General features: G+C 62.9%; 12 protein-coding genes. 6 read left to right on the top strand and 6 right to left on the bottom strand.

Annotated elements, in window-relative coordinates; translation table 11 throughout:
• The first annotated feature begins 14 nt into the window (after positions 1–14).
• The 5 genes from dapA to ACFVJ3_RS02810 all read left to right on the top strand — a co-directional run bounded on the left by dapA (position 15) and on the right by ACFVJ3_RS02810 (position 5,264).
• A complete protein-coding gene (gene dapA / locus ACFVJ3_RS02830; protein WP_378450606.1) occupies positions 15–908 on the top strand; it encodes a 4-hydroxy-tetrahydrodipicolinate synthase in 894 nt (297 codons plus the stop codon).
• Positions 909–911: 3 nt separating this feature from the next.
• Positions 912–2,399, top strand: a complete 1,488-nt coding sequence (locus ACFVJ3_RS02825; protein WP_378450605.1) for an alanine/glycine:cation symporter family protein — start codon at positions 912–914, stop codon at positions 2,397–2,399.
• 116 nt (positions 2,400–2,515) lie between these two features.
• The gene (locus tag ACFVJ3_RS02820) at positions 2,516–4,027 is read left to right on the top strand and encodes a gamma-aminobutyraldehyde dehydrogenase (RefSeq protein WP_378450604.1); all 1,512 of its coding nucleotides are present in this window, start codon (positions 2,516–2,518) and stop codon (positions 4,025–4,027) included.
• A gap of 172 nt (positions 4,028–4,199) precedes the next feature.
• On the top strand, positions 4,200–4,610 hold the full coding sequence (locus tag ACFVJ3_RS02815) for a WhiB family transcriptional regulator (RefSeq protein WP_378450603.1): 411 nt from the start codon (positions 4,200–4,202) through the stop codon (positions 4,608–4,610).
• A 150-nt stretch (positions 4,611–4,760) separates the two neighbouring features.
• Complete coding sequence (locus ACFVJ3_RS02810; RefSeq protein WP_378450602.1) at positions 4,761–5,264, top strand: hypothetical protein; 504 nt, start codon at positions 4,761–4,763, stop codon at positions 5,262–5,264.
• Positions 5,265–5,972: 708 nt separating this feature from the next.
• Here the strand turns inward: ACFVJ3_RS02810 and ACFVJ3_RS02805 are convergent.
• Genes ACFVJ3_RS02805 through ACFVJ3_RS02785 form a run of 5 tightly spaced genes read right to left on the bottom strand, consistent with a single transcriptional unit; the run spans position 5,973 to position 12,341 of the window.
• Complete coding sequence (locus ACFVJ3_RS02805) at positions 5,973–7,157, bottom strand: cytochrome P450 (protein WP_378450601.1); 1,185 nt, start codon at positions 7,155–7,157, stop codon at positions 5,973–5,975.
• An 11-nt stretch (positions 7,158–7,168) separates the two neighbouring features.
• Positions 7,169–8,380 carry a cytochrome P450 gene (locus tag ACFVJ3_RS02800; protein WP_378450600.1) on the bottom strand — a complete coding sequence of 404 codons (1,212 nt, stop codon included), beginning with the start codon at positions 8,378–8,380 and terminating at the stop codon, positions 7,169–7,171.
• On the bottom strand, positions 8,380–9,405 hold the full coding sequence (locus tag ACFVJ3_RS02795) for an ABC transporter substrate-binding protein (protein WP_378450599.1): 1,026 nt from the start codon (positions 9,403–9,405) through the stop codon (positions 8,380–8,382). The genes ACFVJ3_RS02800 and ACFVJ3_RS02795 overlap by 1 nt, the downstream gene beginning before the upstream one ends.
• Before the next feature lie 27 nt (positions 9,406–9,432).
• The gene (locus tag ACFVJ3_RS02790) at positions 9,433–11,199 is read right to left on the bottom strand and encodes an ABC transporter permease (protein ID WP_378450598.1); all 1,767 of its coding nucleotides are present in this window, start codon (positions 11,197–11,199) and stop codon (positions 9,433–9,435) included.
• Entirely contained in the window at positions 11,196–12,341 is a 1,146-nt protein-coding gene (locus ACFVJ3_RS02785) for an ABC transporter ATP-binding protein (protein ID WP_378450597.1), read from the bottom strand. The genes ACFVJ3_RS02790 and ACFVJ3_RS02785 overlap by 4 nt, the downstream gene beginning before the upstream one ends.
• A gap of 168 nt (positions 12,342–12,509) precedes the next feature.
• Between ACFVJ3_RS02785 and ACFVJ3_RS02780 the strand changes: the two genes are divergently transcribed.
• The gene (locus tag ACFVJ3_RS02780; protein ID WP_378450596.1) at positions 12,510–13,442 is read left to right on the top strand and encodes a PaaX family transcriptional regulator C-terminal domain-containing protein; all 933 of its coding nucleotides are present in this window, start codon (positions 12,510–12,512) and stop codon (positions 13,440–13,442) included.
• 249 nt (positions 13,443–13,691) lie between these two features.
• Here the strand turns inward: ACFVJ3_RS02780 and ACFVJ3_RS02775 are convergent, their stop codons facing one another.
• Positions 13,692–14,636 carry a PaaX family transcriptional regulator C-terminal domain-containing protein gene (locus ACFVJ3_RS02775; protein WP_378450595.1) on the bottom strand — a complete coding sequence of 315 codons (945 nt, stop codon included), beginning with the start codon at positions 14,634–14,636 and terminating at the stop codon, positions 13,692–13,694.
• Positions 14,637–14,686: the final 50 nt, after the last annotated feature.

Raw genomic sequence — 14,686 nt, 5'->3', positions numbered from 1 at the left:
CTAGGAGTCATTTCATGTCCAAGCAACTCAGCGGTGTCCTCACAGCATTGACCACCCCGTTCGACGCCGACGAGCTCATCGACACGGACAAGCTGAAACTCGTGGTGGACCGCTCGATCAAGGCAGGCGTCGACGGAGTCGTCGCGGCAGGATCGACCGGTGAGGTCGGGGCGCTGTCGTCGGACGAGCGCCGGCGTCTCGTCGACACGGTCATCGAGCACACCGACGGCCGAGTACCCGTCATCGCCCAGACCGGTGCCACGACGACCGCAGAGGCCATCCGGCTCTCTCGCGCCGCCGAAAAGTCGGGCGCCGACGTGCTCATGCTGATCACACCGTTCTACGAGCCGCTCTCGACCGAAGAGACGGTGGCGTACATCAAGGACGTCGCGTCCGCAGTGGAGCTGCCGGTCATGCTGTACAACATCCCCGCGGTCACAGGTGTGAACCTCGACCCGAGCACTGTTCGCTCCCTGGCCGAAGAGGTCGACAACATTCGGTACATCAAGGACTCGAGCGCGAACTGGGAACAGGCACTGCAGCTGATCCACCACCACAGCGACGTGATCGGCACCTTCATCGGCTGGGACTCCTACATCTACAGCGCCCTGGTCGAGGGCGCTGCCGGGGTCATGGCGGGTGCCGCAAATGTCGTTCCGGACGAGATCGTCGCAGTGAACCGGCTCATCGGCGAGGGCGACCTGCACGGGGCGCTCGCCAAGTGGCGCGACCTGTACCCGGTGATCGACGCGATGATCGCCGTTCCCTTCATCTCCGCCGTCAAGGCTGGTCTCGCTCTGCAGGGAGAACCGGTAGGAGCGCCCCGCCGGCCCACCGCAGAACTCCCCGCAGAGCAGGTCGAGAAGATCGGACAGGCACTGAAGGGGCTCGCAGAGGGGACTGCGTAAATCATGGCAGGCCTGGACTGGGCCGAGATGCTCACGACTGTGGCGGACGCCATCTGGGGACCGATGGCCTACGTGGTCCTCGGCCTCGGGGTGGCGTACACCGTCGCCACCAGAGGCATTCAGTTCCGACGCATCCCGGACATGATCCGGCAGCTGAGGGAAACCAGCGAAGGCGAAGGCGGACTGTCCTCCTTCCAGGCGCTTGTCCTCGCGCTCGCCAGCCGTGTGGGTGTCGGGAGCATCGCCGGTGTCGCAACAGCAGTCGGCGGTGGTGGACCGGGTGCCCTGCTGTGGATGGCCGTGACAGGTCTGGTCGGCTGCACCGTCGGGTACGCCGAGGCAACCCTCGCGCAGGTGTTCAAACGTCAGGTCGAGGACGAGGACCGGAAGAAGGCCAACGAGGACATCGGCGGCATGCCGTACTACATCAAGTACGGACTGAAGCTTCCCAAGGTCGCGGGCCTCGTCGCGTTCCTCGGCCTGGTCGGCTACGGCTTCATGTTCCCCGGATTCCAGGTCAGCACCATTGCCTCGAGCGCGGAGCTGGCATTCGGAACACCGACGTGGGTGCCGGCAGTGCTCATCACCGTGCTGATCGCTCTGGTGATCTTCGGAGGCACCACACGCATCGTCAAGGTCACACAGACTCTCGTACCGATTCTCGCAATCGGATACCTGACGTTGGCGTTGGCGGTGATCGCCGCGAACATCGAAAACGTGCCGGAGGCGATCACGCTCATCGTGAACTCGGCGTTCGGTCTCGACCCCGTGCTGGGCGGCATCGCGGGCGCTGCAGTTGCATGGGGCGTGCGCCGGGCAGTCTTCGCATCGGCGAACGGAATCGGTGAGGCGACGTTCGCCGCGGCGGCGGCACGGACGTCTCACCCCGGCAAGCAGGGTCTCGTCCAGACGTTCAGCATCTACATCGACGTGCTGCTGATCTGCATGGCAACAGGGCTGATGATGGTGGTGTCCGGGCAGTACAACGTCTCCGATGGTTCGGGCGGTTACCTCGTCCAGAATCTTCCGGGCGTGCAGGCCGGTCCGAACTGGGTCCAGAAGGCCATCGACACCTTGGTGCCCGGGTGGGGCGCGGCGTTCATCGCAGTAGCCGTGTTCCTGTTCGGTTTCACCTGCCTCATCGTGTACTTCTACGTGGCCAACTCGAACCTGTTGTTCCTGTTGAACGGGCGGAAGGGCCCCGTATCCAAGCTGGTCCTCAAACTCGGCACGCTCGCGATCGTGTTCGTCGGCTCCGTCGTGAACGCAGGACTTGTCTGGGCGATCGGCGATATCGGGCTCGGGCTCATCGCCTGGGTCAACCTCACGTGCCTGGTATTGCTCTTCCCGCTCGTCTACCGGGTCTACCGCGATTACGAACAACAGAAGAAGCGTGGACTCGACCCCACCTTCGATCCCACAGCGCTCGGCATCGACGGAGCCGAGTTCTGGGAATCCAACACCGTCACCGGACATAGAGTCTCTCGTTGAGGCGGTTCCGCAACTGTCCGTCACGCGAAAGCTGACTACCCAGCGCAACCCCGGTGCGGGCCGGCGCTTCTCGCGCCGCCCCGCTACTACCCAGTCGATTTTGGAGGATCATCCAGATGCCCAACACCACCCTCACCGGACATGTCGCCGTCAGCCGAGCACCCGGTGGTTCCCTGAACGTCCGGGACGACCTGCCCCCGACCCAGCACTACATCGCAGGAGCGTTCGACGCCGTCGACAACTTCGGTGCCCGCACCGACATCGTCGACCCGAGTACCGAACAGGTCATCGCCGCGGTACCCCAAGGGACCGCGGCCGACGTCGACCGAGCAGTCGCAGTCGCGGTTGCAGCCAAGAACGACTGGGCCAGACTCGTTCCCAAGGAACGCTCCCTTCTGCTTCACCGCATCGCGGACAGAATCGAGCAGAACGCCGAGGTGCTTGCGCGGCTCGAATCCTCCAACACCGGAAAACCTTTCGAAGTCTCGAACGACGACGTCGCAGGCACCGTCGACACCTTCCGGTTCATGGCAGGCGCACTGCGTGCGACCACGTCGATGGCTGCCGGAGACTACGCCGAAAACCACCTGTCGGTCATCCTGCGTGAACCGATCGGTGTGGTCGGCGTCGTTACCCCGTGGAACTATCCACTGCTGATGGCGGCGTGGAAGATCGCTCCGATCCTCGCGGCCGGAAACACGGTGGTGATCAAGCCGTCCGAGCAGACCCCCTTGACGACACTGAAATTCGCCGAGCTCGTCGGCGACCTGCTTCCCGCGGGCGTGTTCAATGTGGTGTCCGGACTCGGACCGACCGTGGGAGCGCGGCTGACCGAGCATCCCGACGTCGACATGATCGCCCTGACCGGATCCGTCAGCAGCGGCAAAGCCGTCGCACGCGGGGCCGCAGACACGCTCAAGCGCGTCCATCTCGAACTGGGCGGCAAAGCACCCGTGGTGATCTTCGCCGACGCCGATCTCGACGACGCCGCGATTTCGCTGCGTGCGGCGAGCTACTGGAACTCGGGCCAGGAATGTGGCGCAGCATGCCGGATCCTCGTACACGAGTCGGTCGCCGAGGAGTTCACCCGGAAGCTGGTCGAACAGGTGAGCACGTTCGTGGTCGGCGAGCCAGGAGCAGGCGACAACGTGGAAATCGGGCCCCTGGTATCGAAGGCGCACTTCGAGCGGGTCACCGCATATCTGGAACGTGCTGCGCAGCAGGGAATCACCGCCGCAATCGGTGGAGCTGCACTGGACGGACCCGGGTACTTCGTCGCACCGACCGTGCTCGTCAACGTCCCCGATGGCGCCGAATGCGCTCGCGAGGAGATCTTCGGGCCGGTGGTCACCGTCGAGACGTTCACCGACGAGGACGAGGCGATCCGCCGCGCGAACGACGTCCCGTTCGGCCTCTCGGCATCGGTCTGGACCGAGAACGCCAGGCGCAGCCACGAAGTCGCCGCGCGGATCGACGCCGGAACGGTGTGGGTCAACTCCCATCTCGTGCTGGCCAACGAAGTTCCGTGGGGTGGGTTCAAGGGATCCGGTTACGGACGCGACCTGTCGATCTATGCACTCGACGACTACTCGCGAACCAAGCACGTCATGCACAACCACGGTCGATAATTCACACTGTGGCCCGTCCTGCCCGGCGTCGATCGTCCTGCGGCGCCCGCCCTGTTCTCTCCGTGGGGCGGGCGCCGCAGCCGTATGCCCGGCGTAGTCCACCAAGAGGGGGCCGAAGACCATCCGTCGACATTGCTGCCGCTCACACCATCTGGACAAAATCGGAGTAGTCATGAAAACCACCGCTCTGACCACACACCTCTACGCGCCGTCGACCGATCTGTGGGATTGGCAGATGAACGCCACGTGCCGGAGCATGGGAACCGATCTGTTCTTCTCCCCTGAGGGCGAGACGCGGCAGGCCCGCAGATACCGGGAAGACTTCGCTACCCGTATCTGCCAGACCTGCCCGGTCCTCGAAGAATGCCGCACTCACGCGCAGACAGTGCGCGAGCCGTTCGGGATCTGGGGTGGCACCACGGAGTCCGAGCGCCGGTACGGTGGCGACCTCAGGCCTGGATCGGTGAAGGCGGACGCCGCCGCTGGTGGGCGCACAACCCGCCCGGCCGCAGGGCGGCTGACGGTCTCTGGCAGGCACCCCGGGCCGGGAAGACGTCACCCGCAGGCGTCGACGGTCCGATGACCTCTCCGCGCGATCGGAACTGCACTCCCTGAACGCAACGGACAGTCAGGATTCATGCCTCGGTGAGGAGGCGTCAGACGCTGGGGAACAGTCCGAGGAATCTGCCGAGCACCAGACCGATGTGCAGTTCGAGACGATGCGGTAGTTCCTGTGGCAGTGCTGTCCTGCCTCAACACCGGTCTCTACATGTCGTCCAGCATGTTGTTCGCGCTGGCGCGGCAAGGCGACGCTCCACGCGGAGTAGCCCTCCTCGATCGGCGAGGAGTTCCTCGCAATTCGCTCCTGGTCGCACTCGTCGTAGGGTTTGCCTGTGTTGCGCTGGACTACTTCTCTCCCGAATCCGCATTCGCCTTCCTCGTCAATTCCTTGGGTGCCACGATCTTGATGGTCTACTTCATGATTGCCGTCACGCGGATACAGGCTCCGCTCGGGAATGGGATGGGAGCAAGCCGGGAGACTTCGCTTCAAGATGTGGCTATTTCCCTACTGCCGCTCGTTGCTGCCACCGACATCATCGCGGTGCTGGTGTCGATGTTCTCCGTCGACTCCACGCGATCGCAGATCATCTCGAGCCTCGACGCTCTCGGCGTGACTCATCAGGTTTCAGCACGAACGGCATTCCGTCGGGAACAAAAGTGCACTGCAACAGCGTAAGCCCGATTCGTACCAAGATCCTCACCCTCGCGGATGGGCAGCGCGAGCGCGTCGGCGTCAGTGAAGACGATCTCCATGCGGCGGACGTTACTGGCCGCTGAGACAGTGAGACACAATCACCCTGAGCGGATAAGCGTGGCCGATAGAGAGCACACGAGTGGTGGGCGCCACCCCAGCCTGAAGGGTCGCCGATTCGACGCCGATGATCGATGGTGCGTGCGGAGGGCGGGTAGGCAGTCCAGAGGAAAGCCGCCGACACCTTCCCCGGCATCAGCGGCTCCTCATCCCCTCCGAGAACGCTACGCAATTTGGGCCGTAACCGGTCAGGGTGACCGCGCCGCGATATCGCCTCTCGCGGCAGCGGTGCGCAGAATGGCTGATGTGAACACGACCGGGCGGCACGGGATCCACGCATTGCCCAGGCAGGTATGGACCAAATAACTTGGAAGTCATTTGCTTTCGAAATAACGATAACGAATCTTATGCGAACTCATAGATCCGCGAACGGAGGCTTCGCGCTGCAGAAGCCGTCGGAATACAACCCCTCACCGGTGGTGGTTACGCCGCTGTGATGTCAAGCGTTGTAGCGCTCTCACCCTGCGACGGCGACCAGACTGGTCAGGCGCAGAATTCCTTCGGCCCTGCAGACCTACGCCGGCCGCTTTCGCGGAGAGACCAGGCGGTGTCTGGGCATTTCCGTAGGCGCGGTTATGACGTAGCTTCTATCCGGACTGCCTGATAGCCAAGCTCCGGCATCCGGGTAGGTACCGGCTCGCTAATGAGCGTGAGCGCTGTGGAGCCATCGAGGATGGCGTCGAGGCCGACACTGATGATCCCGCGGGCAAGATGCATTCCGACGCACTGATGCCGGCCGACTCCGAAGCCGAGGTGTTGAGCGATGTTGTCTCTATCCAGCGCGAACTCGTGTGGGTTGTCGAACACCGCCGGGTCCCGATTGGCTGCCGCATAGACGAGGGTGACGGGTTCGGCCGGTGTGATCGTTGTCCCCCGGATCGTGGTCTCGCGGCTGACTGTCCGGGCGAAACCGCGATAGGGAGTGAAGAGTCGGATGTATTCCTCCGCTGCTGACGACCTGATTCGGCGGTTGCGGCGAAGTTGTTCCTGCAGTGCGGGTTCGGTGGCCAGGTGTTTAGCCATGGAGCCGATGAGCAGTGGCGGTGCGACCATGCCTACTACCAGCGATTGGCGGATAGCGCCGATGACGAGGTCTGTCTCGAGAGGCTGACCGTCGACGCGTTCGCTCAACAGCGAGCTGGCCGGGTCCGACGTGACGTCCCGGGGGTTGTTGGTTCGGTCGTCGACCAGCCAGCGGGCGACCTGGTACATCTCCTCACTGAATCGGGTGACCCGGTCGGAGTCCTGGTTCCGCCATGCGTCGACCCAGGCCGTCGCTGTTGTGGCAAGCCATTCGACACGCTGCTCGTCGAGGTTCAGCCACGTTGCTGCGGCGTACGCGGGAAGCAGGGTTCCGAAAGATCGGACGATGTCCAGGTCTTGGCCATCGACAAAGTCGGCGAACAGCGCTGCGGCGCGGGGACGAAGGGCCTCGACGATCTGTTCGACCCTCGTGGTGGACAGGGTCCTGAGAAGTGCACGTCGAAACGGGGTGTGTCTGGGTGCGTCGAAGTTGAGGGGTGGTCGTCGGATCCCGCGTGGATCGCTGGGGACGACGGCCTTCACGGAGGAGATGAAGAGATCCGAGTTGACCGCCGCATCGCGTACGTCCTCGTATCGTGTCAGGGCCCAGTATCCGCCGTAATCGGAGGTGTGTGCGACGGGGCAGTTGGCTTGCAGATCCTGATACACCTTGAATACGTGGTCGGGATCATCGTTGCCCTCAATGCTGAAATCGCTCGTGGTTGTGGTTCCCATCCGTTGGTTCCTTAGAGTCCGATGAATTCCAGTGGGACCGAGCGGGTGCCCCACTCCGCCCACATGGCCATGCCAGGTGAGTCCGTGAGGAGGAATTCGGCGCGGGAGAGGGCTTCTTCCAGAGTCACTGTGAGCATGATCCGCGCGAGTGGGGCGCCGGGGCAACTATGGGTTCCTCTGCCAAAGCTGATGTGGTCTTTGATGTTGGAACGGTCGAGGATGAACTCGTCGGGGCGTTCGAAGACACGGGGGTCTCGGTTGGCGGCCGTGTACACCAGGGCTATCGGGTCGTCTTTGAGAATTACTTGGCCGCCGACGGTGGTGGTGTCGCGGGCTGTGCGTGCCATGCCGCGGTACGGGTTGTACAGACGAAGGAATTCTTCGACCGCGGCGGGGATCTTATCCGGGTTGGCACGCAGGAACGACTGCAGGTTGGTATCGCGGCCGAGATGTACGAACATGTTGCCGATGAAGACGCTGGGCGCGACCATTCCAGTCACGATGAGTTGCCTGACGCATCCGAGGATCATCGCGGGCGGGAGGGGTTCGCCGTCGTGGCTGCCGCCGAGGAGGGCTGCGGTGAGGTCTTCATCGGGACTGTACGTCCCACTCGCGCGGTCGTCGATGATGGCCTGGGCGACGTCGTACAGTTCGCGGCTCAGTCGGCGGACGGTGTCGTGATCGAGGATCTGGATGGCGTCGACGTAGGTTCCGCTGATGCGCTTGATCTCGGAGCTCAATTCCACTGAGAGATTGAAGAACTCGGCGAAGACGTGCGCGGGGAGCTTCTGGGAGTATTCGAGTGCTACATCGACTTTTCCCTTGTGGATGAGGGGGTCGAGGAGTTCGGTCGAACAGCGGCGGACCTTCGGTTCGATGTCTCGCATCTTCGGTGGGGTGAAGAACTGGTTGATGATTCTGCGATATGCCATGTGTTCGGGGGGATCCAGGTGGAGCGGTGGGCGGACGCCGGTGAATGCGAAGGACGGGATTGCGTTCTGTTTGGTGGTGGTGAACCGGGAGATGTCGGTGATGACCTCGAGCAGTTCGGGATATCCCAGCATGGCCCAGAAGCCGCCGAATTCTTGGCTGCGGGCGACGGGGCAGCGATTGCGGAGTTCCCGGAACTGCGTGTGCGCGGTGTCGAAGGCCTCGGGCACTTGCGGGTCGAAGTCGTGGTCGTCTCGTCGTGAGTGGCTGGTTGGGGTCGATTCGATGGTCATTAGTTGACTCCCAGTAGTGCGTTGATCTGAGCCGCGTCGGCCAGCTTGATGTTTTCCACCCGCGTGAATCGCTTCGTTCCCTCGGGGTCGTATGGTGAGATGCCGTCGGAGTCGTCGTTGAGCAGATTGTTGCCGGCCTCCGACATCAGGTAGCTGGCGAGAAGCTTGGCGCCGGCGGGGTTGGGCGAGTTCTTGGACAGCGCGAGTGTGGCTTCGGGGCCGGTGGTGGGCGCCAGGCTCACCAATTGAACGGGAGCTCCTTGTTTGGTCAGGTTGTTGACGATCGCGGCGACTCCGGGGAAGCCGACTTGCGCTTCGCCGGCGGCGATTCCCTGTGTGAGCGGGACGGCGCTATTCATGAATTGTGGCTGGTTGGCTGCAATCTGCTCGAGGAAGTCGTCGCCGTACTGCTGTTTCATCAGGCTCCAGAACGCGATGTTGGCGGGTGAGGAGTCCGGCTTCGTCAGCATCAGCTTGCCTTTGAACTGGTTGTCGGCGTAGGCCTTCCAGTCCGATGGAGTTTCCGAGGTCTCGTCGGAGTTGATGACCATCTCGCTGGGGATGAGGGAGACCACCGCGGCGGATCCGTCGTGGGTGAGGTAGTCCTTGGGGAAGGTGTCGGCGGCCGGCGGCAGGTCTTGTTGGGCGATGGGGGTGATCCAGTCCTTGGCGAGGGCATCTGCGAAGAAGCCGGAGTCGGTCAGCAACATGATGTCCGCGGCGCTCTTGCCCGATGAGGCTTCGGCCGAGTAGCGCTGGATGAGATCGGCGGTCACCAGCCGGACGGGTTCGACGCGGACTCCGTAGTTCTTGCCGAAGTCTTCGGAGAGCGCGCGCAAGGTGCTTTCGTCGAGCATGCTGTAGAAGGTGACCGGTCCGGCGTTCTTCGCCTCCGTGACCAGGGCTTGGGTTTCTGCGTCGAGGTTGGCTGCGGTGCCCCCGCTTGCGGAGTCGGTGCCGCCTCCGCCACAGGCGGCCAGCACGGAGGTTGCGCACGCGAGTGCGAGGAGAGTGAGTTTCTTCATGGTCGTTCCCCGTTCACGAGTTGAGGGTCAGTGAGTAGATCGGGATTTGGCGACACCGAATCGTTTCGATGTCCAGATCACCAGCAGCAGAACTGTCCCGGTTACCAGGACGAGGACGGCGGACAGGGCGGCGAGTGTGGCGTACGAGCCCCCGTTGAAAACTTCGAGGATCCGGAAGCCGAGGACGACGTTGTTCGTTCCGGACAAGATCGCCGAAGCCGTGAGGTCACCGACGATGCGGATGAACAGCAGTGCCCATCCACCGACCAGTCCGGGCAGCATGAGGGGTGCGTAGATGCGTAGGAACGTTTTCCAGTCCCTGCCGCCGCTGATCCTGGAGGCCTCGGCGAGTTCGCGGCCGACGACGGCGACTGCCGCGTCGGAGGCGATGGATGCCTGTGGGAGATATATCGCCAGGTATCCCAATAGCAGGATCAGCCAGGTGCCACCGAGGTGGAAGGGTGGGCCACCGAGGAGGAGCAGGATTCCCACGGCGATGACCATGTGGGAGATCGACGAGGGAAGTTTGATGGCGGCGTCCAGGATTTGGGTCGCGCGAGTGCGGCGCTGAGCGATGTAGATGGAAACGATTGCGGCAGCACAGATGCCGATCAGTCCGCCGACGATGCCCAGTCCGAGGCTGTTGGTGAAGGCCTGCTGTGTCTTGGGATCGGCGAACAGCGCGGTGTGGAAGGCTTCGAAGCCGAGCGAGTCCCATTTGATCTTGGGAGTCCAATAGCCGTTGAGGGCTACGAGAAACAGTCCTGCCATCGGCAGTACGGTCGACAGGGTGACGTAGAGCAGAACGACGCCGCGAACGACGGGCCGCCATTTGCCCAGGCGAGTGATCTTGTGGGTGGCGCTCTTGCCGGTCATGCTGCTGAAGCGTGAAGTCTTGAGAATTCTGTACTGGACGAAGTACGAGATCCCGACGAACACCATCACGATTGCGCTCAGCCCGAGTGCGAGGTCTTCTTCCGGGGGGTACGAGAAGGTCAGTAATTGGACGATGCGCACCGCGATGACGTCGATATGTGCGGGGGTTCCGATGATGGCGGCGATCGAGAACATGCCGAATCCGAACCATGTGCAGAGCAGGAAACCGGCACCGATCGAAGGAGCCAGGGCGGGGATGGTGACGCGACGCAAGGTGGTGAGGTAACTGGCGCCGCTCAGTCGCGAGGCTTCCTCGAGGCTGGAGTCGAACGTGGTCATCGCCGCGGAGACGTTCATGTAGACATAGGGCACTGCATAGATGGTGTAGACCATGACCAGTCCGTACCAGGTGTTGATATCGAACGGTCCGCTGTCCAGGTGAATCCCGATGATTTCCAGGCCGTCCCGTATCCATGCGTTGATCAGCCCGGCCTTGGGTGAAAGAAGCATCGTCCATCCCACCGCTCCGGCGATGGGAGGCAGCAGGAACGGCAGGTACGGGAGAACGTCGTTGAGGATTCCCATGCGGGCGTCGGTGCGTTCGTTGGCCCATGCGATGAGGGTGCCGATGATGACGGCCATCAGGCTGCTGGCGGCGACGACGGCGACCGTGTTCAAGATCAATTTTCCGAGGTCGGGAATCGCCAGGGTGCGTCGAATGGCCCCGAAGCTGAGAGTGCCGTTCTGCGAGAACATGTCCACCACCACGTTCATCAGCGGAACGCACACGATGACGATCAGCGCCGCGGCGATCAGGATGGCGACGAGGTTGAAGCTCGAGGGTGCATTGAGTTTGCGTGAATGCGGGTTCTTTGCCGGCAGGTCGTCAGTGGGTGGGAGGGTCTGAGTGGTCGTCACGAGGCGGCCTTCTCGAGCTCGCGTGTATCGGTGGTGGTAGTGCCCGACGTGTTCGGGAAGACCATGACGTCCTCGGGGCGGATACCGATCCAGACGGTGTCGTCGACCTGGAAGCGTCCAGGTTGGCTCGTCCAGACCCTGGATCGCATCTGAGCGGACCGAATGATGTACTCGGTGTGTGTTCCCATGAACAAAGACGCGACGATCCGGCCCTCGAACCCGTTCATGTGGGTCGGCGGCTCGTGAAAGAGGTGACCGGCTTCTGGTCGCCAGAGCAGGGTCGCCTGCTCGGGTGAGCCGGATTCCGGGCCGGTGTGTACCTCCCCGACCTCGGTCGCATACACGGCGGCGGCGCTACCTGTGACCCGGCGACCGGACAGCTCGTTGGTGTTCCCGATGAATTTCGCGACGTATTCGGTCGATGGGTGACTGTAGATTTCGGCCGGCGTGCCGAGCTGCTGCACTCTTCCCTTGTCGAGAACTGCTATTCGAGTCGCCAGCTCCATAGCCTCGGCCTGGTCATGGGTGACGAAGAGGGCGGTGAATCCGAGCCGCCGCTGGGTGGCGAGCAGTTCGATACGTAGTTGCTCACGAACTTTGGCGTCGACGTTGGACAATGGTTCGTCGAAAAGCACGACATCGGAGTCGTTGACAAGCGCGCGGGCAAGTGCGACCCGCTGCTGTTGTCCACCGCTGAGCTGGGCGGGATATTGGTCGCCGAGGTCACCGATACCCACCAGGGTGAGCGCGGCGTCGACCTTGTCCTTCATCGCCGTCCGGGAGGGGCGTCGAGTGCGCTGATTCTCGAGCGGGTATTGGACGTTCTTGCGGGCCGTCATGTGCGGCCAGAGGGCGTACGACTGGAACATCATGCTCAATTGGCGTCGTTCGGGCGGTACGTAGATCCCGTCTGCACCGTTGAAGACGGTTTGGCCGTTTACCTGAATTGTTCCCGAGTCGGGTGTCTCGAGCCCTGCTACCGAGCGCAGCAGGGTGGTCTTGCCGCATCCACTCGGTCCGAGAAGGACGATGAACTCGCCGCGGTCGATGTGGATGGTGGCGTTGTCGATCGCACTGACAACGGCGCCGTCTCGGCGTCGGAACCGTTTCGACAGATTTTCGATGGCCACGGAGTGATTCATGCTTCCTCTTTCCCAGTCCACGCCTGAGTTCGAACCTCCCCTGCCCAACAGGATGAGATCGGCGTCACTGTCCGATGATTGTCGGCGTTTTTGTGACGATCGTCAATCTTTTTCGTTTTATTTGTGCGTCTACGCTAGATTCACAACACCCTCTCCCAAAGGAGTCGCATGGTCAGCCCAGGTCAGCACCACTTTCTCGAGCACATGCGAGTCCGCACCGCCGAAGGGACACGTGCGCGCCAGATGTTGATCACCTTGATGGCCGACTACTGGCTGACGGAGGGAGCGCTTGCGCCGTCCGGTGTATTGGTGGATCTGATGTGCGATTTCGGTGTGTCCGAATCAGGCTGCCGCACCCTGTTGAGCCGACTGACCAAAGAGGGGCGCCTGGTTGTAGTCAAGGAAGGCCGGCGAACGTTCTACTGCCTGTCCGAGCAAGCCAGAGTCCGCCTGGCGTCGGGATTGCGGCGAATTGCCGACTTCGGCCACGCCCGACGTGAGGGCCCGGACCAATGGACGTGCGTCGGCTTCTCGGTCCCCGAGCAACAACGGGCGCTGCGGCAACAACTCCGCAAGGGACTGTCCTGGTTGGGTTTCGCCCCCCTCTACGATGGCCTCTGGATTACACCGAGGCCGGTGGCCCGTGATGCGGCGGCGCTGATCACGAAGTTGGGCATCGAATCCGCCTCGCTTTTCGAAGGAAAAATCGGCGGTATCGGGCTCGGCCACGGTAACCCGACCGACGCCTGGGACCTCACCGTCATCGAGGGGTTGTACCGGGAGTTTCTCAACGGTGCGGAACCGCTGCTCGGGGGACTCGAGGAGGTGAGCCTCGACCCGGCCTCGGCGCTGGTCCTTCGTACCGAACTCGTCAATGTCTGGCGGTCGTTTCCGCGGATCGATCCCGATCTGCCACCGGATCTGCTTCCGGAGGATTGGCCGCGGTCGGACGCCCAAGGCGTGTTCGTCCGTCTCTACGACTCACTCGCCCCAGCCGCGATGCGCCGGGTTCGGGGCGTGCTGGATCGCAACGCCCCGGACTACGGACAGCATGTCTCGGCCCACATCATCGGAACGCGGACCAGCACCTGGCTCGATTAGCGACGGCGGAACCTCTTTGATGTATCGCGAAAAAACGACGTTCGTCTTTATACTGAGATACTTGCGCCACCTCTGGGGAGACGCGCTGGAGGGACGTAGCCGGCCCGTCCTTCATTACTCGGGCCCCGGAAGAAGCTGGGATACCGGTCCTCGAGATTCGGGCAGCAATGCAGGTCCGCGCGCGTTGTCCCCAGGCGTGATCGAACGGCGGATCGAGGAGTTCATCGCGTCTCGTTTCCCGAGGTAGCGTCACGGGGTCGTCGATACCCCGCGGTGGGGCACTTCGATATCCATCAGTTCCACACGGTCTGCCGTGGCGGGATTTTCTTCTGCCAGAAGGGTTCTGAGCCTGGTCAGTGCCAGCGGGCCCAAGCCCCTCCATAGAACTTCGAAAACCTGGCGCGCCTCGCCCTGGGGCCAGTCCGCCGGTAGTAGCTGTTGTGGCAGCGCGGGGTCCAACGCGGCGATTTTGCGCCAGTCTCGCAGCACGGTCGTTCGTAGCACCAACGCCTGGTCCGCGCTCAGTTGTCCGCGGATGATCGCGGCTGCCTCGTCGGCGTGGGTGCCGAGGAAGTTGTCGTACTCCCTACGCACTCCCCGGAGGTCGAAGGCTCGGCTCGGCGCCATCTCGGAGTTGTCGCAAGCGGAGAACTCCCCGCGAAAGAGTGCCAAGTACACACCGAGATCGGACCCGATCCGGGAGGCCGTGCCTCGCCGGTCCCAGGGGCAGACCCAGAGTGCATCTGCAAACATCGCAAACCCGTTGCTCTCGAGCAATGTTCGAAGGCGTTGGCGAAGTATCCGCTGGGTCTCGGGGACCGAGAACACGACCACGGTCCATTGTCCGTCCCAAGGTGGCGCGGGGTTTCCGAACCGCACTACGGCACCGAGCTTCTCGCGGTGGGTCAGCCGGGCCGTGTCGCTGATGTCGTAGGTCACCGTCCGTCCCCGACGATGTGGGACGAGGAGTCCCCGCTTCACGATGCGGCTCAGCGCCGATCGGGCTCCGGAGGAGGATATGCCGAACTCGGCGAGCAACCGCACGACCGCTTCGGACGTCAGCCCGCCCGCGTCCTCGAAGGTGTAGTCCGCCAGTAAGGCTCCCAACAACGCCTGTGAGCTGGACCCGGCCTGTTGCCGTGGCAAATCGACGATCTCCGGGTCGGGCCACCCGCCCTCGTTGACATTCGTCATCTGGGCTTCCTCCTTCTGCTATGCACCATCTTCACAGCCTCCCTCATTGT

The sequence above is a fragment of the Rhodococcus sp. NPDC127593 genome, assembly GCF_042671975.1.
Lineage (GTDB): Bacteria > Actinomycetota > Actinomycetes > Mycobacteriales > Mycobacteriaceae > Rhodococcus_F.
The sequence above is the reverse complement of the archived record's forward strand: the minus strand, read 5'-3'. Positions and strand labels throughout refer to the sequence as shown.